General features: G+C 55.1%; 22 protein-coding genes and 2 tRNA genes. 6 read left to right on the forward strand and 18 right to left on the reverse strand.

The features are described 5' to 3' along the window. Nucleotides 1-201: 201 nt before the first annotated feature. Complete coding sequence (locus FEAC_RS10550; RefSeq protein ID WP_152623197.1) at nucleotides 202-1,053, forward strand: hypothetical protein; 852 nt, start codon at nucleotides 202-204, stop codon at nucleotides 1,051-1,053. Nucleotides 1,054-2,091: 1,038 nt separating this feature from the next. On the opposite strand, the gene FEAC_RS10560 is transcribed toward FEAC_RS10550, so the two are convergent. The 12 genes from FEAC_RS10560 to FEAC_RS10615 all read right to left on the reverse strand — a co-directional run bounded on the left by FEAC_RS10560 (nucleotide 2,092) and on the right by FEAC_RS10615 (nucleotide 13,739). Further along, nucleotides 2,092-2,853: a hypothetical protein gene (locus FEAC_RS10560; protein WP_035390264.1), complete on the reverse strand. Its 762-nt coding sequence runs from the start codon at nucleotides 2,851-2,853 to the stop codon at nucleotides 2,092-2,094. An 82-nt stretch (nucleotides 2,854-2,935) separates the two neighbouring features. Further along, nucleotides 2,936-3,928 carry a glycoside hydrolase family 25 domain-containing protein gene (locus FEAC_RS10565; RefSeq protein WP_035390265.1) on the reverse strand — a complete coding sequence of 331 codons (993 nt, stop codon included), beginning with the start codon at nucleotides 3,926-3,928 and terminating at the stop codon, nucleotides 2,936-2,938. 160 nt (nucleotides 3,929-4,088) lie between these two features. Beyond that, nucleotides 4,089-4,164 (reverse strand) — tRNA-Ile (locus FEAC_RS10570). Between the two features lie 4 nt (nucleotides 4,165-4,168). Continuing rightward, a tRNA-Asn gene (locus tag FEAC_RS10575) sits at nucleotides 4,169-4,241 on the reverse strand. Nucleotides 4,242-4,299: 58 nt separating this feature from the next. Further along, on the reverse strand, nucleotides 4,300-5,172 hold the full coding sequence (locus FEAC_RS10580) for a sigma-70 family RNA polymerase sigma factor (RefSeq protein ID WP_160290382.1): 873 nt from the start codon (nucleotides 5,170-5,172) through the stop codon (nucleotides 4,300-4,302). A 408-nt stretch (nucleotides 5,173-5,580) separates the two neighbouring features. Further along, complete coding sequence (gene dnaG, locus FEAC_RS10585; protein ID WP_052566244.1) at nucleotides 5,581-7,425, reverse strand: DNA primase; 1,845 nt, start codon at nucleotides 7,423-7,425, stop codon at nucleotides 5,581-5,583. A 40-nt stretch (nucleotides 7,426-7,465) separates the two neighbouring features. Beyond that, on the reverse strand, nucleotides 7,466-10,087 hold the full coding sequence (gene ppdK, locus FEAC_RS10590; RefSeq protein ID WP_081901157.1) for a pyruvate, phosphate dikinase: 2,622 nt from the start codon (nucleotides 10,085-10,087) through the stop codon (nucleotides 7,466-7,468). 163 nt (nucleotides 10,088-10,250) lie between these two features. Continuing rightward, nucleotides 10,251-11,585 carry a glycine--tRNA ligase gene (locus tag FEAC_RS10595; RefSeq protein WP_035390267.1) on the reverse strand — a complete coding sequence of 445 codons (1,335 nt, stop codon included), beginning with the start codon at nucleotides 11,583-11,585 and terminating at the stop codon, nucleotides 10,251-10,253. A 45-nt stretch (nucleotides 11,586-11,630) separates the two neighbouring features. Continuing rightward, on the reverse strand, nucleotides 11,631-12,380 hold the full coding sequence (gene recO / locus FEAC_RS10600) for a DNA repair protein RecO (protein ID WP_052566245.1): 750 nt from the start codon (nucleotides 12,378-12,380) through the stop codon (nucleotides 11,631-11,633). After that, entirely contained in the window at nucleotides 12,377-12,559 is a 183-nt protein-coding gene (locus FEAC_RS10605; protein ID WP_035390268.1) for a hypothetical protein, read from the reverse strand. The genes recO and FEAC_RS10605 overlap by 4 nt, the downstream gene beginning before the upstream one ends. Next, nucleotides 12,556-13,284, reverse strand: a complete 729-nt coding sequence (gene uppS, locus FEAC_RS10610; RefSeq protein ID WP_052566246.1) for a polyprenyl diphosphate synthase — start codon at nucleotides 13,282-13,284, stop codon at nucleotides 12,556-12,558. The genes FEAC_RS10605 and uppS overlap by 4 nt, the downstream gene beginning before the upstream one ends. After that, complete coding sequence (locus tag FEAC_RS10615) at nucleotides 13,281-13,739, reverse strand: heme-binding beta-barrel domain-containing protein (RefSeq protein ID WP_035390269.1); 459 nt, start codon at nucleotides 13,737-13,739, stop codon at nucleotides 13,281-13,283. The genes uppS and FEAC_RS10615 overlap by 4 nt, the downstream gene beginning before the upstream one ends. A 453-nt stretch (nucleotides 13,740-14,192) precedes the next feature. Between FEAC_RS10615 and FEAC_RS15620 the strand changes: the two genes are divergently transcribed. Both FEAC_RS15620 and FEAC_RS10620 read left to right on the forward strand, forming a co-directional pair. Continuing rightward, entirely contained in the window at nucleotides 14,193-14,369 is a 177-nt protein-coding gene (locus tag FEAC_RS15620; RefSeq protein WP_160290383.1) for a hypothetical protein, read from the forward strand. Between the two features lie 346 nt (nucleotides 14,370-14,715). Further along, nucleotides 14,716-15,099, forward strand: a complete 384-nt coding sequence (locus tag FEAC_RS10620; RefSeq protein ID WP_035390270.1) for a hypothetical protein — start codon at nucleotides 14,716-14,718, stop codon at nucleotides 15,097-15,099. Nucleotides 15,100-15,882: 783 nt separating this feature from the next. On the opposite strand, the gene era is transcribed toward FEAC_RS10620, so the two are convergent. Genes era through FEAC_RS10645 form a run of 4 tightly spaced genes read right to left on the reverse strand, consistent with a single transcriptional unit; the run spans nucleotide 15,883 to nucleotide 19,578 of the window. Further along, entirely contained in the window at nucleotides 15,883-16,731 is an 849-nt protein-coding gene (gene era / locus FEAC_RS10630; RefSeq protein ID WP_035390272.1) for a GTPase Era, read from the reverse strand. Continuing rightward, complete coding sequence (locus tag FEAC_RS10635; RefSeq protein WP_052566247.1) at nucleotides 16,728-18,002, reverse strand: hemolysin family protein; 1,275 nt, start codon at nucleotides 18,000-18,002, stop codon at nucleotides 16,728-16,730. The genes era and FEAC_RS10635 overlap by 4 nt, the downstream gene beginning before the upstream one ends. Nucleotides 18,003-18,010: 8 nt before the next feature. Then, nucleotides 18,011-18,565 (reverse strand): rRNA maturation RNase YbeY, encoded by a 555-nt coding sequence (gene ybeY, locus FEAC_RS10640; protein WP_052566248.1) that lies wholly within the window; start codon nucleotides 18,563-18,565, stop codon nucleotides 18,011-18,013. After that, complete coding sequence (locus FEAC_RS10645; RefSeq protein ID WP_052566249.1) at nucleotides 18,562-19,578, reverse strand: PhoH family protein; 1,017 nt, start codon at nucleotides 19,576-19,578, stop codon at nucleotides 18,562-18,564. The genes ybeY and FEAC_RS10645 overlap by 4 nt, the downstream gene beginning before the upstream one ends. A gap of 231 nt (nucleotides 19,579-19,809) precedes the next feature. On the opposite strand from FEAC_RS10645, the gene FEAC_RS10650 reads away from it, so the two are divergent. Beyond that, nucleotides 19,810-20,391: a hypothetical protein gene (locus tag FEAC_RS10650; protein ID WP_035390273.1), complete on the forward strand. Its 582-nt coding sequence runs from the start codon at nucleotides 19,810-19,812 to the stop codon at nucleotides 20,389-20,391. A gap of 114 nt (nucleotides 20,392-20,505) precedes the next feature. Here FEAC_RS10650 and FEAC_RS10655 read toward each other — a convergent pair whose 3' ends face one another. Then, the gene (locus FEAC_RS10655) at nucleotides 20,506-20,778 is read right to left on the reverse strand and encodes a helix-turn-helix domain-containing protein (RefSeq protein ID WP_035390274.1); all 273 of its coding nucleotides are present in this window, start codon (nucleotides 20,776-20,778) and stop codon (nucleotides 20,506-20,508) included. A gap of 205 nt (nucleotides 20,779-20,983) precedes the next feature. Here FEAC_RS10655 and FEAC_RS10660 point away from each other — a divergent pair, with 205 nt between their 5' ends. Both FEAC_RS10660 and FEAC_RS10665 read left to right on the forward strand, forming a co-directional pair. Beyond that, nucleotides 20,984-21,709 carry an SAF domain-containing protein gene (locus FEAC_RS10660; RefSeq protein ID WP_035390275.1) on the forward strand — a complete coding sequence of 242 codons (726 nt, stop codon included), beginning with the start codon at nucleotides 20,984-20,986 and terminating at the stop codon, nucleotides 21,707-21,709. Beyond that, nucleotides 21,699-23,138 (forward strand): hypothetical protein, encoded by a 1,440-nt coding sequence (locus FEAC_RS10665; protein ID WP_035390276.1) that lies wholly within the window; start codon nucleotides 21,699-21,701, stop codon nucleotides 23,136-23,138. Before FEAC_RS10660 ends, FEAC_RS10665 begins: the two co-directional genes overlap by 11 nt. On the opposite strand, the gene FEAC_RS10670 is transcribed toward FEAC_RS10665, so the two are convergent. Next, entirely contained in the window at nucleotides 23,135-23,980 is an 846-nt protein-coding gene (locus FEAC_RS10670) for an MBL fold metallo-hydrolase (RefSeq protein WP_160290384.1), read from the reverse strand. The genes FEAC_RS10665 and FEAC_RS10670 overlap by 4 nt on opposite strands. Nucleotides 23,981-24,037 lie beyond the last annotated feature (57 nt).

A 24,037-nucleotide genomic window follows, 5' to 3' on the forward strand; every position in this document is an offset into this window, starting at 1 on the left:
TCAAGCGCTCAAAGCAGGTATCGGATTCACTGGAGTTAGCCAATGGGTTCGCCTCCTGTGAGGACTCCTGTAGCTCTTCAAGCTCTCTGTAACCGTCTTGGTCCAAACCAGATCGAGGAGTTCTTCCACCGTGGATGCAGGTCATCCCAATCCCACTCGACGATAGAGACCGTTTTGGCCGGTTTCTGGTGGGAGTTGTCAATGCGTCAGATCGAGGTCTCTCGCACTATCGTCTTTGATGCACCTCGTCGAGCCCGGGCCTTCTTCGAGTCAACCGTGGCCGACAACATCGACATCGGCCGCCCAGATGAAGTCAAGCTAATCTTTGCTCGCCAGATCCGTAAGAACACCAACGCTGAGTTCGCAACCAGGATCGTAACACGGGGAACCGATGTCACCATCAACGCGTTCTACAAACACTCTCGTATCAAGGAATACCTCAAGGAGGGTCGTGCACTCCGTATTGAGACGGTGGTCAATAGCCCCACCGATCTTGGTGTGCAACGTCGCCTCCGCAACCTCGCCGAGTTGATCGACAAGGCTCGAGCCGCCAATCGTCGACTACTTGACATCCAACGTGCCGGTCAGGGCTGTGCCATCGAGACTGCTCTATGGGAGCGGATCTCACAGCCCTCGCTAGAGGAGGGCAGACGAACCGGAGCGATACGCTTCGGGGATAAACGCGTCATGGCCCTGGCCGGTGCGCTCTGCGTGGCGCTAAATACCGTCATCGGCTTCACCAACAAGAGCCTTCGTGCCTCGGTGTCCCAGCTGCTTGGTGGTCCCTATAGCGCCGCGCAGATGACCTATGACCTGCGTAAGCTGCGCCTCAAAGGTATCATTACAAGGATTCCCCATACCAACAGCTATACGCTTACGCCAGAGGGAATCCGCTTTGCCATCACCTATACCAAGCTAGGCCACCGCGTTCTGCCACCCCTTCTCGCAGCCAACCAGCAACCTGCTCCTATCGGGTTACAGCGCGCACTCAACACGATAGAGAACTATGTCGGCAACTATCTCGAACATGCAAAACTCAAAGCCGCTGCTTGAAAACTTGGCTCAAAATTAAAGACTGGGATACCAGAGGAGCCCTAGAGCTGCCCTGGTATCCCAGTCTTCGATTTTGAGGTAGGTTTTAACCCAATCCTCACATCACCTTTCTTCTCAAATAGGGTCTCTACCCCCTAGCCACCTCCCGAATCCTGCTCACCTCCATCACCGTCTACAGATTCACTACCTCCTTCGATAACCTCCCTGCGCCTTTGCATTACAAGTCGCACTCCTTCTTGCGGTCCGCTACTGCGGTGCTCTTGAGCGGATGATCTCCCGTTTGATTGGACCGAGTATCGGGTGCACCGACGAGATTGCTCGCCTCGCTCCAGGTGAGAAACGGAGAGAACGCCACTGTGCTGCATGACGCAAAGGGGCCTCCAGTTGGATCAATCTGCGACTTGGCCACACTTGTTCAAGTGGGCATGTACGTGGAATGGCGAACCTAATGCGATCCACCTGAAGTGCGAGAGGGTCGAGCGGAGATGAGACAGCGCTCATAGTCCAAAAGGCCCATCAAGGGCCTCCCACGCTTGTGGAGAGTCACATCGTTGCAAAGGTCCCAGGGTTGAAAGGGGCACTCGTTTCGCTGACACCATAGCCACTTTGGGGACTTGTCGGGTTTTCTGGCAAGTCCATAGGGTTAACACATGGCCTGACCTGGTGGGCCCGGTGAGATTCGAACCCACGACCAAGGGATTATGAGGTGTTCACAAAGTGTCCGAGCTGGTAGTCATAGTGTCCGAGTACGTCCCATTTATGCAGCTCGTTGAAGTCTTTTGGCAAGGGTAATGACACAGGCTCGGACTGGGTGGGACGTTCTCGGACACATTTGTTGGGTGAAAAGTTGGGTGGACTTCGGATTTGGTTCCTCTATCGCATCTCCTGATTCCAACCTAAGCAAGCAATGAGCCCAGCGTTTGTGGGCAGACGTGACTGATGCCAGCAGTCGGGCCAAGAAGTTCTGAGTCACTCTTTCAGGAGAGAACTCGCCGCGCAAGTTTTCCGAATTAGAGGAACTCCCCCACTAGAGAAGGGCTAGGAGAGCAGAGACACATCGGACTTCGGAAGGTCTGGGGTCAACGATTGGGACAGCGGGAAGAAGTAGTCATAATTGTTAATAAATTGCGGTTGGTAGTTCGCGCACTTCTGGATCGGCCCAGGAACAGTCACTGACCCCGATGGCGTTGGTATCGAAAAGACCTCGACGCAGGAGATTAAGTCAGTAAAACGTGTCGTCCCCGAATGAGCGTGCCCAGCTGGATTTGGTTGGACGCTATCCGAGCCGTACCAGATCTCAGCTTTTGCTGCTGGTGCCAAAGTAAAGACTGGGCCAGCTGGGGGCTGCCCTTGGACGTTGATCTTTGTGCCGTTAGCCGAGGGAAGCGATGTTGAGGACAGGGCTGCGGACTGGGACCCAGTTACTACAATGCGTTCGATCGTAGGTACTCCCCCACCCAGGGAACAACTCGTGCCTGAGGTGTTCTCGATGATCTTGGCGTGCAACTCCCGATTCATACCGATCCCCATGAGGGAGGTGTTTTGCCGAGAGTCGTAGACAAGGCTCATAGTTGGGGTCATGATCATCAACTGCGCCGCCGTACACGAGGGTGCATTCGTGCTCGTTGTGGGTTGTGTTGTAATCTTCGACTTCGGCGAGGTAGTGGGTTTGGCTACGTGAGAGGCTGGGGCGCCCCCGGTGGCCCTTGCACCAGACGACGAGGCGCCCAAGTAATACATTGTGGCACCAACAGCTACAATCACGGCGATTGAACCGAGCTTCCAAATCTTGTTCTTCATCATTTCACCTTCTATCTTTCATGTTATGGCTATCCGTCATGTTCTGGCCCTACAACGCGTCGCGCACGGAGCTAAGAACTGTTTATTGTGGAGATCCCCAGTAGGTAATGTCAAAGTCGCCGGCGAAGCCTCCGCTCCACTGCCATGCGACGGCGTGGGCACCTCCAGCGGACTGGCCGCCAAAGAACTCAGCGCAACCTCCACTACCGCACCAACTCCCCAATGTCGGCGCTGGGTTGGCCGCGAAGGAGCTCTCAGAGGTCCACTCAAGGGTGTTTGGGATTGAGCCGTAGGACCCAGTCCCAAAGTCCGTTTGCCATGCCCCGGGATTACTGTAAACTCCAACGGTATAACCAGCTGCTGCAATGGTGTTGTAGAACGCATTGAATGTCGCGCGGTCCTGCGCGGGACCATAAAGAATCGTGCCTCCTTGGGGTTTGCCGCACGAGCTACCGTTTGAGTGCCAACCGTTACTCTGGCCGCCAGTATGCTCAATGTCGATCCAAATGATGTTATTGTCATTTGGCCCAACCAAGTGGCCGAGCACCCAATTCGCCTGTGCCGTGCCCCATGCGGCGTCTCCACCCGCCGAGTTTGAGATACCGGGACCTGCCATGAAGTAGTACTCTGAGGCACCCATTGCCAAGATTCTCGTTGAATCGTAGCTTGCGGCGTTGGCGTCGCCTAAGCTGTAGTAGTTACTCGCAGCGCAGCCATCTTTTTGTTGGAAGACACCCATCTCGCCTGCGTAGAACCCATAGATACTCGAAGGGCCGTTGCCTTCGTAGTAGTAACCTTCAGACGAGGAATAGGTCGGTGTCGGCCCGTTGGTGTCCGAACCATACAGGTACCGCCCACCAGGGCCAGGGTAGAATCCGTCTGGACTTATGGTTTGGGAAATAGTGCCAGAGGGACCAGTAGTACTAGATGAAGCAAGTGACGTCTCGGATGACATCACCAGAGGGTCCAGACCGACAAGGGTTGCACAGAGTACTGCTAGCGCCCCCCCCGCACGAAAGCTTTCAGTTTCATGAAGTTCTCCTCCTTGCCCTGACCTTGCGACTTCGCGACGCAATACCCAATCCGCATCGTAGCGCAATCGACCGAGGCCCGACCCAGATTGGGACAATATTTGACGGCATGTCGTCCATTCGGTTGACAAGGGCACATTCCAAGGAACTCAGAGCGCCTCATTGGACTTGTTCTGGCAGGATTCAACTGGGTAGGTTCTGACCTGGTGGGCCCGGTGGGATTCGAACCCACGACCAAGGGATTATGAGTCCCCTGCTCTAACCGCTGAGCTACGGGCCCCGAGCTCCGGGGGAGAGACTCGAACTCTCAACCACACGGTTAACAGCCGCGTGCTCTGCCGATTGAGCTACCCCGGAATAGACTTCACAATCTAGCAGGCCATGCAACCCAACCAGTCACGCAATGCTCGTGATCCTATCCATCCTGAAGGATCTCCTTCAAAGCCTGAGCCGACTCGTTGCGTCGGAGCCGAGAGATGGCTCTCGCTTCAACCTGACGAACTCTCTCTCTTGACACACCGAAGCGTTCCGATGCCTGCTCAATCGAGTGCGGCTCCTCGCCATTGAGTCCAAAGCGGTAAATGAGGATAGCTCGCTCGCGCTCATCCAACTTGTCGAGCACTATTTGCACTACTCGTCCAAGATCCTCGGATACCACCGTCCCCTCGATAGGAGGGCTCGACCTATCAGGTACCGCATCGCCGAGCATAGACTCGGAACCGCCCTCAGAGACCGGACTCGCCTCAAGCGACAGCACCGACTGCGCATACATCAAAATCTCCTCAACTCTGAAAAGCTCAATGCCACACGTCTCAGCCACCTCGTCAAGTCTTGGTTCGCGGCCGAACTTCTGTTGAAGATCGAGTCGGGTCTGTTGAATTCGCTGGAAATCCTGCAACAACGACCTGGGCAGGCTGATCTCGCTACGAAACTCTCCAATCGCCTGCGAGATCGCCTGACGAATCCACCAGGTGGCGTAAGTTGAAAAACGAAACCCTTTACGCCCATCAAAAAGCTCGACTGCGCGCATCAGGCCAATGTTGCCCTCCTGTATGAGATCCTCGAGTGGAACCGATCCTCCATGCATCCTTCTAGCGATCGATACTACGAGCCTCAGGTTCGCCGATACAAAGCGCTCCTTAGCCTCAGCCAGAACAAGCTCCTCATCTCGGGAGCGCAGTTCACGCGCCTGGAGTTCTTGAACGATCGCACTTAACTGAACCTCCTGATCACGCGACAAGAGTCCAAAGTCCTGCAGGCTGCCGAGAAATCTACGTGCAGACTCCATTGAAAATCGGCCTTCTTCTGCGTCCGGATCAGCTTCTAACTCTAGAACCCCTGAACTTGGCGTTGGGGTTGAGCTCCTCTTAGTCGGTCTATTACCGCCTGGCTGGCCGCCCTTAACCTCTCCAGCCGGTCTACTTTCCTCACTACCCCGAGGAGTTTGCCTAACCGATCTTGTTTCATCTGGTTCACTCGGTGCTTGCATCTGAGTTATCGAACTCCGAGACAGCTTTGGTCTCGCTCGATGGGCACTAGCAGGTCGTGGGCCATCAACCAAAGATGGATCTTCCCCGGGTGGCAAGTTATCGTTACACTCCTGTTCAACTGGTGGCATCGGAGATTCATTAATGACCTCGTCTAAATCAGCCAACCGTCTAGTGTTCTTACGCCTTGCCTGATTTTCATCGACCACTCAAAGGTCTCCACTAACCGAATCCGCGCCAGAAGAGGAGGTGGAGGCGAGGACATCCGCCCCATCTCGATTCGAACGCATTGATACCAACCAGTTAATCAACTCGCCACAAAGCTCCATTTTCGTCCGATCCTCTTGCAACTCCTCAATCAAGAGTCTTATTCTTGGAACCTCAGCGATCAACGTCGTCAGTTCGCCCGCGGATACTCGTAAGGAACGAGTGACTTTGGATAGTTCAAGTTTTGACTCTCTTAGCACCAATGTTGCGATGACATCACCGCTGTTATCAGTCTCGGGCCTCTCGCTGGCAAGTCGAAAAAAGAGCTCCAACACCGTGTCTGACTCGAGTTCAGTTAAACGCTGCTGTACCTCCCACAGCGAAGACGCTCCGCCGATGGCATCGACAACTCTCCGATGTGTTGGGTCGCGAAACAGCTCGGCGACGACAATGCCATCTAGCCCTTCGGGATCGTGCACCAGCAACCTGAGCGCCTCGACAGCAGGACGGTCAGTCACCGTCGTATCACCAGCGTACTCTTCGATAACACGATGTCGTGATCCCTTCGGTAGCTGCAGCATCAGCTCGTTCACCGAAAAACCGGTACGGTCAGCGATGAGTGCAACATACTCGCCACGAATCAGATGGTTTGGGTGTCGCTCGATCATTGCGATCGCCTCTTTGGCGACCCTAGAACGATCCTCCGTCGAGCTGAAATCTCCGTGGCTCAATAGACGCTCTAGTCTGAAACGAGTTATGGGTACAGCGCGAGCGAGCGCAATGTGAACCAGCGCAGGATCCTTGAGAGCCGCATCGGCAGGATCGAGCTCGTCAGGCAGAGTCACCACATCAAAGACGACACCTCGACTCTCCTCCTCGCCCCAGAGTCGCTCGGCCGCATTCTGTCCAGCTGCATCGGCATCAAAGAAAAGGGTGATCCGCTTGGCAAAGCGTCGTAAGACATCGAGGTGCTCCTCAGAGAAGGCGGTCCCACAGGTAGCCACCACGTTCGTGATCCCGAGTTGGTCAAGTGCAATCACATCGGTATAACCCTCGCAGACGATTGCCACCCCTTGATCCACGATAGACGCGCGTGCGCGGTCGAGGTTGTAGAGGGTACGCCGCTTGCGATAAACCGGTGACTCCGATGAGTTCTTATACTTGGCCGCCTTGCCTTCAAGGCGTTCTAGCTCCTCTGGCAAAATACGACCACCGAAGGCTACAACGCGACCAGTCGCATCACGAATCGGGAAAACAATCCTACCGTGCATGTGATCAACGAGAGAACCGTGCTGATCCCGATAGCCAAATCCCCCCTCCTCCCAGTCTCCGGGCTCAATACCTAGGCGAGCGATAGGGAGTTGAACCCGTGTAGGTGAAAGCCCAAGCCCAAACGAGCGAATCGACTCAGCGACGACACCACGTTCCGATAAATAGGTCCTTGCTGCCTCGCCACGGAGAGGATCGGCAAGTTGTGCCTGATACCATTGCGCAAGGCGATCATAGCCATCAAAGAGCCGAGTCTTCAAGTTGCGATCCGCCGGCGCATTCGTCGTCTGTTCGATCGCTACATGCGCACGATCTGCCAAGTATTCAAGCGCCTCGACAAAGTCAACTCCTTGGGTTTCCCGCACAAAGGTGATGGCATCACCCTTGGCGTGGCACCCAAAGCAATAGTACACACCGTCCTCTCCGTTGACGGAGAACGAACCGGTGCGCTCTTGGTGGAAGGGACAAAGGCCGACGTAACGCCTGCCTACGCGCTTTAGCGCAACCGAAGCACCAATGAGGGTGACGATGTCAGTGGCATCCAGGACACGCCGAATATCAAGCTCAGAGTAACCCACTCCACGAGCTCCTTCCCTCAAGTACTGTCGTACTTACAGGCTAGCCCTCACGAACCAGTGACTGAGCTACGGCGAGACGAGCGATAGGAACGCGATAAGGTGAACAGCTGACGTAGTCGAGACCGATCTTCACGAAACTTGCGATTGACTCCGGGTCACCACCGTGTTCTCCACATACTCCGAGCTTGATGTCGGGCCTCGCAGAACGCCCTCGCTTAGCTGCTATGTTCACTAACTCAATAACCGCCTCTTCATCCACAACCTTAAACGGATTCGAGGGCAAGAGACCTTGGGCAAGATAGATCGGCATCAGCTTTCCCTCAACGTCATCACGAGAGAAACCATAGGTCAACTGGGTAAGATCATTGGTACCGAAAGAGAAGAACTCAGCCACCTCGGCGATCTCCATCGCCAAGAGAGCTGCCCGTGGGGTCTCGATCATAGTCCCAAACAGTACATCAAGTCCATCATCAGCACCTAGCTCAGCCAATGCCTCCTCGACCCATGCATGCGCATAGGCGAGCTCCGGCTTAGAGATAGTTAACGGGATCATGACCTCCACATGAGGGTCACCACCTGCCCGCTTGAGCTCCATGGCTGCCTCAAGAAGAGCTCGAACCTGCATGGTATAGAGTCCAGGCTTTAAGACCCCAAGACGTACACCCCGCACACCGAGCATCGGGTTGAATTCTCGCCAGGTTTTGGCAGCCTCAAGTAGCTTCTCGTCCTCCTTGGTTAGAGTTCCGTTGCTCTCCTTTATTAAGAGTGCCTCGATGTCCGGCAAGAACTCATGCAAAGGTGGGTCGAGGAGGCGTACAGTCACCGGCAAGCCGTCCATGGCGCGCAGAATCTGGAGAAAATCCTGGCGCTGCGCGACCCTGAGTTCTTCAAGCGCCTGCTCCTCGTCGGCTGGTGTATCCGCCAAAATCATCCGCCGAACTATGGGAAGTCGGTCTTCGGCAAGGAACATGTGCTCAGTCCGGCAAAGTCCTATACCCTTGGCCCCGAATCGACGAGCAACCTCGGCGTCTGGACCCGAATCCGCATTTGCCCGAACGCTCATGTGGCCAGCGGAGAGCTCATCCGCCCACTGCAGGAGGAGATCTAGCTCCTCTGGAGGCTCAGCCACCTCCAGAGGCAAACGTCCCAAAGTGACGGTACCAGTCGTCCCGTCGATAGAAATCTCATCACCCTCACGAATCAGGTTATCTCCTACCCTAACGCCGCCACCCTCGAAGATTAACTGATCAGCGCCTACGACCGCCGGCTTTCCCCAACCTCGTGCCACCACCGCAGCGTGCGAGACCAATCCACCTCGACTAGTGAGTACACCATTGGAGGCGAGCATGCCATGGACATCATCAGGAGAGGTCTCCTTGCGAACCAAGATCACGTCTTCTCCGCGTTCGTGTGCCAGCACCGCGGCCTCGGAGGTGAAGTAAACTTTGCCTACTGCTGCGCCAGGCGACGCTCCTAGTCCAGTGGTGAGCACCTCAAACTTGGTGGTCGCAAACTGCGGGTGCAACATCTGGTCAAGATGGTCTGGAGAGATACGCAAAAGCGCCTCCTCCTTACTGAGTTTGATCCCTGCATCCGTGGTCATCGCCACGGCCATGCGAAGCGCCGCCATGCCGGTACGCTTACCCACACGAGTCTGGAGCATCCAGAGCTTGCCCTGTTCGACGGTGAACTCCACGTCGCACATGTCTCGATAATGCAACTCAAGGCGTTCAAAGATCTCCATTAACTGGTGGAAGACCTCGGGGAAGTGGTTCTCTAGCTCGGCCAGCGGCTCAGTCATCCGGACACCCGCAACTACATCTTCACCTTGGGCATTCACGAGAAAATCCCCATACACACCCTGATCACCTGTAGCAGGATCGCGAGTAAAGCCAACGCCAGTGCCCGAGTTATCATCGCGATTGCCAAAAACCATCGCTTGCACATTCACCGCAGTCCCGAGGCGATGATCTATCCCTTCGCGCTCGCGATAGGCGATAGCTCGTGGTCCATTCCATGAACCAAAGACCGCCTCTATTGCCCCCCGAATCTGTACCTTCGGATCCTGCGGGAATGGTTGCCCAGTCTCGCTCGCAACAAGTTCCTTGTAGGCGCCCACAAGATAACGAAGAAGCTCGGCTGGAATGTCGCCATCAGAGTCGACGCCCGCCAACTCTTTAGCGGCATCGAGTAGTCGGTCAAACTCCATCGAATCAATACCCTGCACAATCCTCGCATACATCGCTATGAAACGGCGGTAGGAGTCATAGGCAAATCGGGGATCGTCGGTTTGAGCCGCCAATCCTTCGACGGAGACATCGTTTAGACCTAGGTTGAGCACTGTATCCATCATGCCTGGCATAGAGAATTGGGCACCGGAGCGCACTGAGACCAGCAGCGGATCTCCTGGATCGCCGAGACGCTTACCCATTCGCTCCTCTAGCTCAGTTAACGCGCGGTCGACCTCGACCGTCAGGCCATCGGGCCAACCTCCGTCAATATAGGCACGACAGGCATCGGTCGAGATAGTGAAGCCGTGCGGAACCGGGAGCTCCAATACAGAGGTCATCTCGGCCAAATTGGCTCCCTTGCCCCCAAGCAAATGCTTGAGGTTCATCGGGGCGATCTCGTGGGGATAATCGAATGAGAACACAAACTGCACGGTCGTCTCCTTACCATCTGCCTGCACTGAACGCGCGACGAACGGGCTGTTCTCCCTCCATCTGGCCGCTTCAGTCCTGTCCCTGCCCGCTTTTGGCGGTGTACTACCTGTCAGCGACGTTGCCGAGGTATGCCAACTGAGTATAGCCAGCCATCTAGATTACTTAGACAAAAGGAGTTGCATGTGGCTTTGCGACTGAACCCAACTTAGCATGAAGATAGCTCGCGACTTCAGACACCGGGACTCTCACCTGTTTAGTAGTGTCACGATCCCGAACCGTAACTGCGTTGTCCTCGAGGGTGTCAAAATCGACGGTGACACAGAAGGGGGTACCAATCTCGTCTTGACGCCGATACCGACGACCGATTGACTGAGTTACATCGAAGTCGCAACTGAATTCCATAGACAAGCTCGCGAACATGGCATCAGAGACTTGCTGGAGTTCTGCCTTCTTGGAGAGCGGCAATACCGCGACAGTGTAGGGTGCGAGGAGCGGCGACAGTCGCAACACCGTACGTTCCTCACCTCCAACCTCATCACGATCATAGGCCGAGAGCAGAAAGGCCATCATTGCCCTAGTAACACCGCCAGCTGGTTCGATCACGTTCGGCAAGTATCGCTCATTAGTTTGAGGGTCAAAGTAGCTCATGTCCTCGCCCGAGTGGGTCGCGTGCGCATTGAGATCATAGGTTCCTCTATTTGCTATCCCTTCGAGCTCTCCGAAACCCCATGGGAACAGATACTCCACATCTATGGTGCCTTTGGAATAATGAGAGAGTTCGTCAGCCTCGTGCGGACGTAGACGCAGCTCATCCGCTGGGATACCAAGCGTCCGATACCACTGATAGCGTTCGTTCACCCAGTAGTCAAAATAGCGGTCAGCGAGTTCTGGCGGCGTGAAGAACTCCATCTCCATCTGGTCGAATTCTCGGGTACGAAAGACGAAGTTCCCCGGGGTGATCTCGTTACGGAAAGACTTACCAAGTTGGGCTATCCCAAAGGGAGGTTTCAGCCGGAGCGCGCGCTGAACCAATGGGAAGTTCACGAACATCCCTTGAGCGGTCTCCGGACGTAGATAGGCGACAGATGCATCATCGGCCAATGGACCTACAAATGTCTTGAACATCAGGTTGAAATCTCGCGACTCCGTGAGATCAGAGGATCCACAATTTGGACAGACACCCTCGATCTGATCCTCCCGCCACCTCGAGCCACACTTGCGACAATCCACCAGTGGATCGGTGAAGCCAGCCAGGTGTCCAGAAGCCTCCCAAATTTTAGGGCTCGAGAGTATGGCCGCCTCGATTCCAACCACATTCGTTCGCTGCTGCACCATGAAGTTCCACCAAGCATTGCGAACGTTACGCAGCATCAACGCGCCGAGGGGACCGTAATCGTAGGTTGATCGAAATCCTCCATAGATCTCCGCCGACGGAAAAATAAACCCCCGTTGTTTCGCGAGGCTGACAATTGCTTCCATTCGATCAAGATCAGGCATATCGGGATTGTAATAGGAGGAGCTTCTCCGCCTGGTTGTCAGCGGCTAGTATCCCTGGGTTTCGACCGATGGATGCTCTAGAAGTGTTGCGATTACCCCAGTGGAGCGAAGACCTCTGCCCACTACCTCCTTGACCAAGCGGATGGCAAAGGCCTCAAAATCACGTCCAGTCCCGACGTTCTCATCGGCAAGAACCTCGCTGACACGATGAGCAAGGACTGAAGCCGTCTTTCCGAGAATCTCTGGCGTGATCGACTCTCCTCCACATCCTTGGCATCTTGGTGCCGAACTTGCGAAGTCAAAGCCAGTGAAGGGGCCAGTGGCTCCACACTGTCCGCACCTAGACAGGTTGGGGGCATATCCTTCGATATCGAGCAGTCGCATGAGAAGTGCGCCCAACAAGGAGGGAGTTGGTTCATCATGGAGCAGCCGTAAACCACGATTCATAAGTTCATAGACCACTGGATCTGGGTGCCGATCTAGCGTAAGGTTGTCTATCGTCTCAAGCCACTCCAGCGCTGCACCGAACTGACCAGGATCCACCCCAATTCGGGCCAAGTGCGAACTCACTAGCGTCGCCTGTTGGATGACATCGAGCTCTCTGCCCCGATATAGCAAAACATCGATCTCGCTAGTCGGCTGTATTAGGCCCGACATACGACTCTTGGCACCACGTACACCTTTTGCCACCGCTCGCAGTTTGCCGTGCTCTCGAGTGAAGAGGCTGACGATCCTATCCGACTCACCTAGTGGCCAGGTTCGGATCACAACTGCACGATCCGGGTATGACTTCATCTATTACGAAAGCGCTGTCGACGCCCACCGAGCACCAGTAGCCCAATGAGCACCACGACCAAAATCATCAAGCCTCCGAGTTGCGCGGCGCCCCCCTCGATCGCCACCAAGGCGACGAAGACAAGACCAAGACCGATCAACCACGCTACGATCCTCGCGATCACGTATACAACCTTCATCGACGACGTTGCTCCTTGACTCCCCCGTAACGACGTGACCTCCCTTGGTAGAGTCGCACCGCGTCGAACAGATGTTCTCTGCGGAAATCCGGCCAGTACTCATCCACAAAGACAAGCTCGGAGTACGCCATCTGCCAGAGCAAGAAGTTCGAGATCCTAAACTCTCCCGAGGTTCGAATGACAAGATCAGGATCAGGCATCTCCGGTTGATAGAGATGGGAAGCGATAAGCGAGTCGTTGATCTGGCTCGGGCGGTGACCTTCCGCCACGATCGTCCGGACGGCATCGACTATCTCGGCTCGGCCGCCGTAGTTAAAGGCCATCGTCAGGGTTAACGTTGTGTTGTCCCTAGTCAGCTCCTCGGCTCGATCCATCTCTCGTAAAACGGACCGGGGTACACGCCAGTTGCGCCGACCAATAAAGCGTATTCGCACCCCGAGATCATTGAGCTCGTCTCTGCGCCGGCGCAACAACCCTCTATTAAAGTTCATCAGGAAGCGAACCTCATCGCTTGGGCGCCGCCAGTTCTCGGTAGAGAAGGCGTACACCGTCAACCACGTAACACCAAGATCAAGAGCACCGTAGACGGTATCCAGCAGAGCCTGCTCCCCTGCCGCGTGTCCCTCAGTACGAGGGAGTCCAAATTGTTGCGCCCAACGACCGTTTCCGTCCATAACACATCCAACATGGACGGGTATCTTGTCTGGATCGATCCCCTCGATCATACATCCCGCCGTAGCTCTGAGCTAAGGTGGGGCTGCATCGGCTGGCCCATGGCTGCCATCCAGAACTCAACAGACAACGACTCACCTCGCAAGACAAACCTCCGGCTGGTGGAATCGACCAACTTCGAGGTCTCAGTACGCGCCAGCTGGTGAGCCTGCAACGAGGCTCGATATCCATCCTCGGTCGCTTCGACCGATCCCGTCAGAACCTCACTAATACCGGTAGGCTGTGCCACCACAAACTCCAGTCGATAATCTGACAAAAACCGAATGTACCCTGCCTCGGTATGCAGAGGCGAACCATCACTCGCATGGGTTGTCTGTCGGTATGTTAAGAATGGACGTCCCGTGTCGGTGAACTCAAGCGTCTCTTGGTATTCGAAATCCGCGATGGTCGGATACCACCCGCGACCCTTCCCACTCCAGAGACCCTGTATTGCGTTACGAAAAACCATGCCCCTCCGACATTGACTCGTCATTGAGCTTAGCGTTACCTGCTGCCAGCATAGGAGGCAAACTCCAAGAGCATAGGTCAGAGTAGATCTAGACAGCCCTCGCCAACCTTCACACTAGCCGCCTGACGAATAGCCAACCCTAAATACACAGCCAAGCCTGAGCAAGGAACCGGCCACAACCAAGGCTGGATTATCGACAACACGACAGCATGAACGCAAATGACCTCGACGCCCTTGCGGTCTCAAATTCAGCTCCGAAGCCAGCCGACACCGATCAGGCCAACCACCAGAGTCTGTACCGACTCAAATAACTCGGTGCTAGGTGTGGGCCAATCTGTGTATCGATGGGTTACCACCACTTAAGATCGCGACCCCTTCACGTGAGGAAGATGCGCCAAATCTAACTCCACAACAGCTCCACTGGCCGCGATAATGCAACTAAGCTTAAGCTTGGTGACGAACAGAACAATGAGTACACCTACGGTGGTTTATATCGTTGTGATGATAGCCATCATTGTCGGTGTAGATCTGCTCCTCCTTCGAAGCAAACCGTTGGCAAGATTGATAGTGAATGTGGGCATCGTCGGTTTATTTTTGACGGTATATATGCGATTCGTCAAGAAAGCCTGAACCTTCCACCGCAGCTTGAGCTAGTCCACAACAGCATGCAGTTATCTAAGAAAACGAGGTGGCCTTCTAGCTTGTCGAGCATCACAATCCACCCTCCAACTGTCTGACTCAGGGCAGAATTTACTCGCGAGAATCGCAGAGACTAAGCAGTCCCCTATCAAAGATGCTCGAATAGTCGTTGGACGGACTCATGTTCGCCTCGACATAAAGCGGCAGAGGTCAGCTGCTGTGGGTTCACCCGACATTGGAGTCCGCAACGGGTAGTTTGAAAGGGTGAACTCACTGCCAAACACGCTCCGCAGTAGTGCCCCAATCTTCTAGAAGACTAATGAATTAGACTGCGCCCATGCGAAAGCAATATCACTTTCGAACAGCCAAGAACGGTAGTGGGTTTGACGCGTTCGATGTCGATCGGCTCATCGAGCTGAGTTATGGACTGCCAATTGAGAATGTTGCGCTCGCCTCCATTACCGACGTCGACACACCTTACTGGTTCTACACAAACCCCGAGTTGCCGACGGTCCGCGAGGTCATCGAGCACACAAAGTTGATCCATGAAGCGGATCTGACCTATCCAATCCTGCTGAGTATCGACGGTGAAGTGATGGACGGAATGCACCGCGTTGCAAAAGCGATTCTGGAGGGTAGTACCACGATAAGAGCAATCCATCTTCCAGCGCTAGGCGAGCCTGACTATCGCAACTGTCTGCCAGGGGAGCTCCAGTATTAAGTGTGGCGAACCATCGTTCTGCGCACAACCAAACTCCAGCTTGTCGATAGATCGGAACAGCCTTGGCTCATCCGGGTATGAACACGACTTCGTTTAGCCCGTCGAGTCTGCAGCGGCTGATGCGACTACCCGAGAGATTCATCAACGCGAGCTCTCCTTTGTGTGAAACAACACTCGACACACAACCAACACCAACTCTGTACTCGTTGCTCAGGTCGACAAGAGTAATGACATCCTCTCCATCCTTACTGAAGCGGCCTCCATGGCTGCTGTTAGCGGCCATGCAATAATGCATCGATGCGGCCAAATAATTGCACGGTAGCGGACACCAAAACTGCACGCACATCTGCGCCCTTCAAGGGTGGCTGGTTCAAGGTGAAGTACGCGTACATCGTTGAGGCGCGGCAGCGCGAGCATCGGGTTTGCCAATGGCGACTCGAGATTGCACCAGAGCACACGTCATCGCTCAAACAGTGCCGTAGCATATAGGTCTAGGTCGTCTACATAGCCACACGACCAGGGCAGGCTTGACCTAGAGCTTGCGTCAATCGAGGGTAAGCCTTACTGCATAGCTGGCGGCATCCGGCTAACCGGAGAAGCAGATATCTGCTGCCGGGTGCAGACGCAGCCATATGATCACCCTCAGGCTATCGGTAGAGGTGCAAACCGTCGTGGTCAGATCAGGGAGGTGCCGTACGCTGAATATAGGAAGCATCCACCCACCGGTGCACTGGGTCGTCAAGCTCTCATCGAGCTCGAAAGCCAGATATCAAAGTAGCAAACTCAGATTTCGAATTCATCAAGCATGCGCGAATCACGACTCCACTCTTTCGCGACCTTGACCTCGAGCCGCACGCGGTAACGACCGCGGAGGCGACGGTTGACGCGATGTCGCACCGACCGCAATCGCGCTCCCCCCTCGCCAATGAGAATACCCTTTTGCGATGTGCGCTCGACAAAGATGGTGACCGGCACCTCCTCCTCGTCATCTCCGTCCCAATCGATGACTCGACACTCGACGGAATGAGGAACCTCTTCACGAAGACCATTTAAGAGTTCGTCTCGAACGACCTCTGCGATCCAGATCCTTAACGGCAAATCAACCTTAGTTTCTGGGTCATACATAGGCCCACCTTCCGGAAGATGTCCTGACAGTATCTCGCGTAACTCAACCACGCCCTCACCGGTCTTCGCGGAGGCCAACAGGTAATCGCTGACTACCCAACTTGAGAGCTCCTGCAACTTAGGCAGAAGAGTACCAGGATGCACAAGATCTACCTTGTTTATGACCACCATGTCATCCGGACTAAGTTGGCCAAGAACACCACGCTCTCGATCGCTTAGCGGCTTAGTTGCATCGAGCACCATCAGGGTAAAGTCAGCACCTTCAATCTCTCCCTCGGTCACGGCGAAGAGGCGAGCTGCAAGCTGATCATGACCGACATCTAGTCCAGGGGTGTCCACTAGCACCATCTCGACCTCCGGTTCGCGCACTATCACTCGGACCGCTCGGCGTGTGGTGTTCTTGTGCCACGAAACGGTCGAGAGTCGTGCCTCCGCAATCGCGTTGATCAACGAAGATTTACCGACGTTTGTACGACCTACCACAGCTACGAATCCGGATCGCATCATCCTGCCTCTCCAGTGATATCCTGATCGATCCGTGGGGTAATCGCTACCTTGGCAACACGATGCCCGGTAACTTGTAGAACCCGAAAACTGAAACCAGCTACCTCAACCTCTTCGCCAGCAGATGGTAAATGGCCAAGCTGTCCAGAGATCAATCCGCCAACTGTATCCCAACCTCCCTCAGGTAAGTCCACATGTAGTAGCTCTTCAAGGTCGTCGATCGAGTAGGTGCCCTTGACCTGTAGACCGCCGTCTGAATCGGTCACCACCGCGTCCTCCTCGGTATCGAACTCATCGGAGATATCTCCGATCAACTCCTCGATAAGATCCTCAAGGGTAACGAGGCCAGCAGTTGATCCATACTCATCCACCACCACGCTGATATGAAACTTCTCCACCTTCATTTCACGTAGAAGGTCAGCAACCGGCTTGCTCTCAGGAACAAAGTGTGCAGGTCGCATATGGCGGCCGACTGGTTCATGGGCTGCGTCCTTGCGTTCTGGTGCAAGCAAGTCCTTTGCCAAAAGTATTCCGACGACATTGTCAATAGATCCGTCGTAGACTGGCAGCCGTGAACGTCCCACACGGACGATGACAGCAATCGCCTCATCCACAGTAGCGGTCGCCTCGACCGCTACGATATCTGGACGCGGAATCATCACCTCTCGAGTAATCGTATCTCCAAAATTTATTACCGAGTGGATCAACGCTCGTTCCTCATCTTCGATCACGTCTCCCTCTTCTGCGGCATCCGCCATAGCGAGAAGCTCTTGTTCTGAGACGAACGAAGTGATAGCACCGCGACCCGGAGTCAACAAGCGAGAGAGCCGTGAAACCGCCGAAGCTATCACTTTGATCGGCCAGAACTTCACCAGTATCGACACCATTGGTGCTGCAAAAAGGGCACTCTCATCCGGCCGAACGACGGCGATGTTCTTTGGCACCGCCTCACCAAGCACGAAGATCACCAATACCTCAACTATGGTCGCAGCAACTACTCCAAGCGGTCCGAATAGGTGATCGGCGATGATGCCAACGAGGGTGGCTGCAACCAACTGTGCAACCAACGTCACAAAGAGCACAGTACTCAAGTAGGAACCAGGGTCCTCGACCATTGCAGCTAGCAACTTCGCGCCCCGGCGCCTTTGTTCAACCAAGCCGAGAGCACGGATCCTGGAGGTACGCGTCAGCGAAGTCTCAGCAAGGGACATCACCGCAGACAGCAACACCAACAGAACTACGACAACCAGCGCCCAGGTGTCTTCAGTGTTCATCAGCTGGCCTACTCACGCCCCCGACCAAGCTGTGTCGCCTTCAGGGGACGGTAGAACCGTTCCAACAACTCATCCTCTCGTGCCTCCATCACCTCTGCCTCAGCATCAATAACATGATCCATCCCCTTAAGGTGCAGGATCCCATGCACGAGCAAAAGTGCTAACTCGTCCTCAAGTGTACCGTCGTGTCCGCGATCCCCTTCGTGTGCTGGGGCGTTCTCGGATGCGACTAACGGACAAATTACGATGTCACCTAGCAGCGCAGGGCGCTCCGGCTCTGGAGAGGTTGGCGTCGGTCTCCGCGAGTCTGGAGATCCTCCAAAAGGCGCGTCATCCTCCTCGATCACGAAAGAAAGTACATCGGTAGGGCCGCTAACCGCGCGAAACTCCAGATTCATCGAGGCGATCACATCGCGATCGACGAAGATGACTGAAAGTTCTGCCGGACGAACCTTGTACTCCTCGGTGGCGATCTGCTTTGCTAGGGCGTAGAACAGGTCTTCAGCTATCGGAACATCATCTTGCTCATTAGCGACAAAGATCTCTAACTCACCACTGCTCACGACCGACTCGCCTCCGCCTCACTTCGATCATAGGCGTCAACGATGGCAGTCACAATCGGGTTGCGCACAACATCTCGGGAGTCAAGTCTTACAAAGGAGACCCCATCAATACCAGTAAGCGTACGCTCAACGTCCATCAGACCTGAACGTCCACTCGTCAAGTCAATCTGGGTAACGTCTCCTGTGACCACCGCCTTAGAACCAAAACCTATGCGGGTAAGGAACATCTTCATCTGGCCAGAGGTCGTATTTTGTGCCTCATCCAGGATAATAAAACTTGAGTTCAGCGTCCGTCCGCGCATGAACGCGAGTGGTGCTACCTCGATCACCTGTCGTTCGAAGAGACGAGTAACTGTCTCCGGATCCATGAGGTCATAGAGGGCGTCGTATAACGGTCGCAGGTACGGGTCCACCTTGGCATTCAGATCGCCAGGGAGAAAGCCCAAACGTTCACCTGCCTCCACCGCCGGTCGAGTGAGGATAATACGGTTGATCCGCTTCTCTTGCAGCGCTGCTACCGCGAGGGCAACGGCAAGATAGGACTTCCCAGTACCTGCCGGCCCTATGCCAAAGGTGATGGTATTAGCTCCAATTGCCTCTACGTAGCGGCGCTGACCAATCGTCTTCGGGCGCACCGGCTTACCTGATCGCGAACGTGCGAGCTCGATATCAGTGACGTCTCTTGGACTCGCGTCGGCCTCCACCATGTCGATAGCGCGCTGTAGCGTTTGGGGTTCAATAGCATCACCACGATCTGCGATCGCGAGAAGCTCTGAGAAGAGTTGAATCACCACCGTCGCATCAGGTCCCTCAACCGTGATCTCATCACCACGAATTAGGATCCTAGAGCGCACAAACGCCCGTTCCAATATGCGAAGATGTTCATCGTTATGGCCGAGAACATTCAAGAGAGCCGGTGGACTCGCCACCCGCAACCTACCCGACATCGATGCCACGCCCATATCGGCGCTAGACATAGTCAACTTTCCCTCACTCTCGTACTCTTGATTCATCAATTCGATATCTCACATTGATCATCCATCGCTCTAGCAACTTGGCCAAGCCTCCATAACTGGACCGCCGGAATCGACCAGGCGTGCAGATTGCCTCGGTTCTGCCTTCCGCAGATCTTCATGCTGGTAGTAGTGGGCGTACCCACTGGCTGATAGAGTCCTCGTTGCATCTTGGTCGGCCTTTCCCAATCCTTGGTTAAGTGAGTCGATAAATGTTGCGATGGCTATCAGATGAACCCCAACGAACCGCGAACCGGGGCAGGGGCTGAAACCGGCGCCAGATCTGTGGACGACATCTCCGTCAGGCTCTTTGACGCACTCCAGGAGATCGCCGCCGAGACAGCCGCTTGGGAGGCGGTTCGTCGCCACCATCAGGCGGTCCGAAAGCTTGAGACCAGCCACTTCGACGATCTCTTGCGTAACCGACATCAGATTAGATTGACCGTCGGGCTGAATCGACTCATCGGGCAGATCGTTGGCTACGCGCCCGATGCAATCACCCTCGTCACCCAAGACGAACGAGTCCATCTGATCAACACCTCTGCCATCTCCTCCATGCAATTCATGGATGCACGAAAGGAACCCGCCGAAGCACTTGTCTCTTTTGCCACCGAACTCGAACGACTCGCGAGTCAGAGTGTCTGCAGTCTTACCGACATATCGGGGCACACCGACACACTCGAACTTCTGATTACACTTGCTGAGGACTACCTGTACTACAGGAGCCACGGAGGTTTCCCTACCGCCCTGCGGCTTACGCATATCGCTCTGGTCAGTCCAGGGCTCCCTGTCTCATACAATGCATCTTACTAATTAGCCTACCACCAAACGAGCACAGCAAACAGCCATTAGCTGCCAATCTTAGGCCTCAAGCACCGCCAACCTATGGCTCGGCCATGTCGATCCGGACTGGACAATCCTGACTCACTAGTCAATAACGCTTTGAGTATCTACCTCGACAGAACTCAAGTTCTGATGGTTGGCATCCATCTCATCGAACTGATAAAGATGCCTGAGGTCACCAGGTGTTATACGACTTCTTTGCACGTAATCATCGAGATCTTCATGGCGCAACCGAATATTGCGTCCAATCTGGTACCCCACTAGCTGGCCCTCATCAATCAACCGGTATAGCGTACGCAATGAGACCCCAAGTCGTTCAGCCGCATCTTTGGAACTCAGCCACCTGCCATCTACCACAAAGTCCCTCCATCTACCACTGTTTATCATAGTTCATCAGAGGATGACTTGACACCTCATAAGAATACTCAGTAGGCTCCAGTCTCGCAAGGATGCACTCGTACTGCCTGCAGAGGAGCCGTTGGCCGTAGCCATCCGACCATTCGGTTTGCTAGGCGCCACGGTTTTCTAGCTGCCACAGTACACAAACGCTCAGGGAGGAACCATGCGATCGATAGCTACACCTATACATCACGATGACCAGAAATGGTCCGAGAAACGCAAACGACTTCGAAGCAGGCGCCATATCGAGCCAGCAAGGTTGCGCTTCGTTGGTCTCGTAACGATGTTGGCCCTCGCTGTCGCCACTCTCGGCGCCTCCTTGGTCCATGAGGTGCAGAGTCCACCAACCAGCTGGGTGCCAGTAGCGAAGATCGCTATTCCCGCAGGTGCTGCCCTCCTGCCTCAGGACCTGGAGTTGCGTAAGACCGTCCTACCTAGCTGGCTTGCCAGTTCGGTCACCTCCAATCCAACCTCGTTGATCGGTCAGATCGCAACCAGCTCTATAGCTCCGGATGAGATTATTGAGGGATCGATGGTCAGCCACGTCGCACCGGCCGCCCACCTGCCTCTCGTAACGCTAACATTGTCAACCTCAACCGTTGCCGCTGGACTCGTACAACCAGGCGATCGCATCGACGTCATCGCCACCTACACCGCCGCCAGTGGCGTCGCCTCCTCTGAAGTACTCGCAACCGACCTTCGCGTCACCGCCCTCTCCAGCAGCAATGGCACTTACCTAATCACAGTCGGAGTCGATCATGTCGAGACAGCCCTCGCTCTTTACCAGGCCGAACAGATCGGAAAGATCGCACTCATCGGTGCCACTGGCGTGACCGGACATACCGCTCTTCGGGTCTATCCGCCGATCGGAGCTCCTCATGTCCCATAAGCCACTCGTAGTCATCATCGAGAGCACTGATGACTACGATGCCTCCACCGCGCTCGCTCACCTCGCTCCGAAAGCGGAGGAGATTCGAATCCGTTGCCTCGAAGACCCACAACAACTGACCGAGATCCCCGAAGTCGCATTGGTTATCTCGTCATCACCGCTCAAGGACTGGCGCACCCTCACGCCAAACGAAATCCTCGCACTCGATCCAACGTCGCTGGTCAATCTAGCCAAAAGACCGCAGACCCCAACTAGCATCTCACGGTCCCAGCATCCGGCGCCAAGTACCTCTAACCCAGGAGAACAACCGAGTGGTTGGAGAGGAGCTGTGAGCATCGATGGCGATGACGACTCACTTCTAGCCGAGTTGTCCACGCATACAGAGCCATCGACAGCACCAGCACTCCATCTAGACACTCCAGAGCTGACACAGACCCTGACTGTCGGTTCGTCAAAGTGCACTGCTTATTCCAGCGCAATAGATGACACTACCGGCGACCTATCGGTCTCTGACTGTAGCTCTCCACTGGATCCGACCCAGTCAGTCAACACAACACCTAGGGCACCGGCAATGGGGTGCTGGGTGATCCCAGTTCTTGGCACCGACCCATGCCTCACCGCTCAAATCAGCTGTATCCTGGCTCAACTCGCCACTGAGCACCGAGACACCGTGTTGATGGAACTCGATCGCCATGGACTCCAACGATTCCTCCATGATCTTCCACTAGAGACACCATCGCTTGATGCTTTTACCAGCTCAGTATCGACTGAATCGATCATCGACTTCGCGCCGCTAATTCCATCACGCGGTTATCACCTACTGCCTCGTCTCCATCGCAACCACCTCGCCAGAGAGCCGGAGCCCGATCGAATCGAAGCACTACTCAAGGGTTTGGCCGAGAGCGGCGCCACCATAGTGGTGCCGCTAGATGCCGCGATCGCAACCTCCAAACCAACCGATCAGACTGAGGTTGCTGACCTCCTTGCCGAGAGCTTGCTGCGTCACAGCAAGATGATGGTCTTTGTCGCCTCTGGTGGCCTTGTCCCCACCTTTGCCCTCGTCAACTTGATACGCGAGAGTCTCCGTCGTTTCAACGATGCGTGTGAACTCCTGATCATCACCACCGGAAACAGAGACGAGCTACGTCGCGGGCGCGACCTGCATCAACTCCTGACCGAGGCGATTCCCGAGAGTATTGCGCGGCTAGCGACGCTGGAGATTGTCACCCTTGGCAGCCTCGCCCTCGATGAGTTTCACGAGCGGGTTCTGCCGTTTCCTGCTGCACTACTCCGTGGGTTACGTCCCTTCAGCAAGCGCGCGGCTCTACTGCCTCCGATCGTCCCCGATCTTCATGCCCAGATGATCTCGCACCCCTTTTATGAACGAGTCGATCCACTGTTAAACTTCTTCAGCAAGGTTCAGGACTAATGCGAAGCAGGAACGACCTGATCGCCACGGAGCGACCAATCCCCTTCCTCGCTCAAATAGGTAATGGTCGCGAGCGTCGATGCCTTTGCCGACCAGGCGACAATCGGACTCTCGATGGGACCATAAAGTGCCTGAACCAGCTCGGGTACTACCCTAAGACCGGCTTCGAGATGATGACGAATCTGTTCCACGCGCTCGAGTCGATGAGAACGGTAGTAGGCAATGACGCTGCGGCCAAGGTTTGCGTCCATAGCGGGACCGTGTCCTGGCGCTATCGCCACAAACTCCGTGCCTTCCACCTTGGTCAGGGAGCGCAAGTACTGTCGAAGAGATCCATCTGGGTGCAGAATCGCCGTCGTCCCTCGTCCAAGAAGGTGATCGCCACTCAGAAGAACGCCGTCAGCACTGACGTAGCTAAGCGAATCACCGCTGTGACCCGGTGTCTGCAGCACGCCGATGCCACACCCGGTGAGGATCCGCTGAGCCAGCGCAGAATCAACGATCTCTTGTGCGGTGATAAAAGGCACGCTGAATTCATCTGCGGCCTGCGTGCCAAGTGCCGCATGATCGGGATGTGCATGGGTCGTGATCACAGCCTGCACTTCGAGCTGGCGCGATCTAATCTCATGGACCATGGCCGAGAGGTGCTCTGCTACCACAGGACCAGGGTCAATAACGACCACTCGCGACCGACCGGTGTCGGCCACCAGATAGGTATTGGTTCCATCCAACGTCATCGGCGACGGGTTTGGGGCGAGAATGCGAATCACAGTGGTACTAATCTCGACGACTCCAGCCTCGACCGGCGGTGCCTTTGGATCCCGAGGATCAATCGCATTCACCCTTCCGCCCACCTTTCGAACCATAGTATTCAATCGACCGACGCTCCAGTCAACGAC

Source organism: Ferrimicrobium acidiphilum DSM 19497 (genome assembly GCF_000949255.1).
GTDB classification, from domain to species: domain Bacteria; phylum Actinomycetota; class Acidimicrobiia; order Acidimicrobiales; family Acidimicrobiaceae; genus Ferrimicrobium; species Ferrimicrobium acidiphilum.

Coding starts and splice junctions, on each gene's coding strand:
- FEAC_RS10550 (WP_152623197.1), top strand. CDS start 202: ATGCGTCAGATCGAGGTCTCTCGCACTATCGTCTTTGATGCACCTCGT.
- FEAC_RS10560 (WP_035390264.1), bottom strand. CDS start 2,853: ATGAAGAACAAGATTTGGAAGCTCGGTTCAATCGCCGTGATTGTAGCT.
- FEAC_RS10580 (WP_160290382.1), bottom strand. CDS start 5,172: ATGGAGTCTGCACGTAGATTTCTCGGCAGCCTGCAGGACTTTGGACTC.
- FEAC_RS10595 (WP_035390267.1), bottom strand. CDS start 11,585: ATGCCTGATCTTGATCGAATGGAAGCAATTGTCAGCCTCGCGAAACAA.
- recO (WP_052566245.1), bottom strand. CDS start 12,380: ATGAAGTCATACCCGGATCGTGCAGTTGTGATCCGAACCTGGCCACTA.
- FEAC_RS10605 (WP_035390268.1), bottom strand. CDS start 12,559: ATGAAGGTTGTATACGTGATCGCGAGGATCGTAGCGTGGTTGATCGGT.
- uppS (WP_052566246.1), bottom strand. CDS start 13,284: ATGATCGAGGGGATCGATCCAGACAAGATACCCGTCCATGTTGGATGT.
- FEAC_RS10615 (WP_035390269.1), bottom strand. CDS start 13,739: ATGGTTTTTCGTAACGCAATACAGGGTCTCTGGAGTGGGAAGGGTCGC.
- FEAC_RS10620 (WP_035390270.1), top strand. CDS start 14,716: ATGCGAAAGCAATATCACTTTCGAACAGCCAAGAACGGTAGTGGGTTT.
- era (WP_035390272.1), bottom strand. CDS start 16,731: ATGATGCGATCCGGATTCGTAGCTGTGGTAGGTCGTACAAACGTCGGT.
- FEAC_RS10635 (WP_052566247.1), bottom strand. CDS start 18,002: ATGAACACTGAAGACACCTGGGCGCTGGTTGTCGTAGTTCTGTTGGTG.
- FEAC_RS10645 (WP_052566249.1), bottom strand. CDS start 19,578: ATGAATCAAGAGTACGAGAGTGAGGGAAAGTTGACTATGTCTAGCGCC.
- FEAC_RS10650 (WP_035390273.1), top strand. CDS start 19,810: ATGAACCCCAACGAACCGCGAACCGGGGCAGGGGCTGAAACCGGCGCC.
- FEAC_RS10660 (WP_035390275.1), top strand. CDS start 20,984: ATGCGATCGATAGCTACACCTATACATCACGATGACCAGAAATGGTCC.
- FEAC_RS10665 (WP_035390276.1), top strand. CDS start 21,699: ATGTCCCATAAGCCACTCGTAGTCATCATCGAGAGCACTGATGACTAC.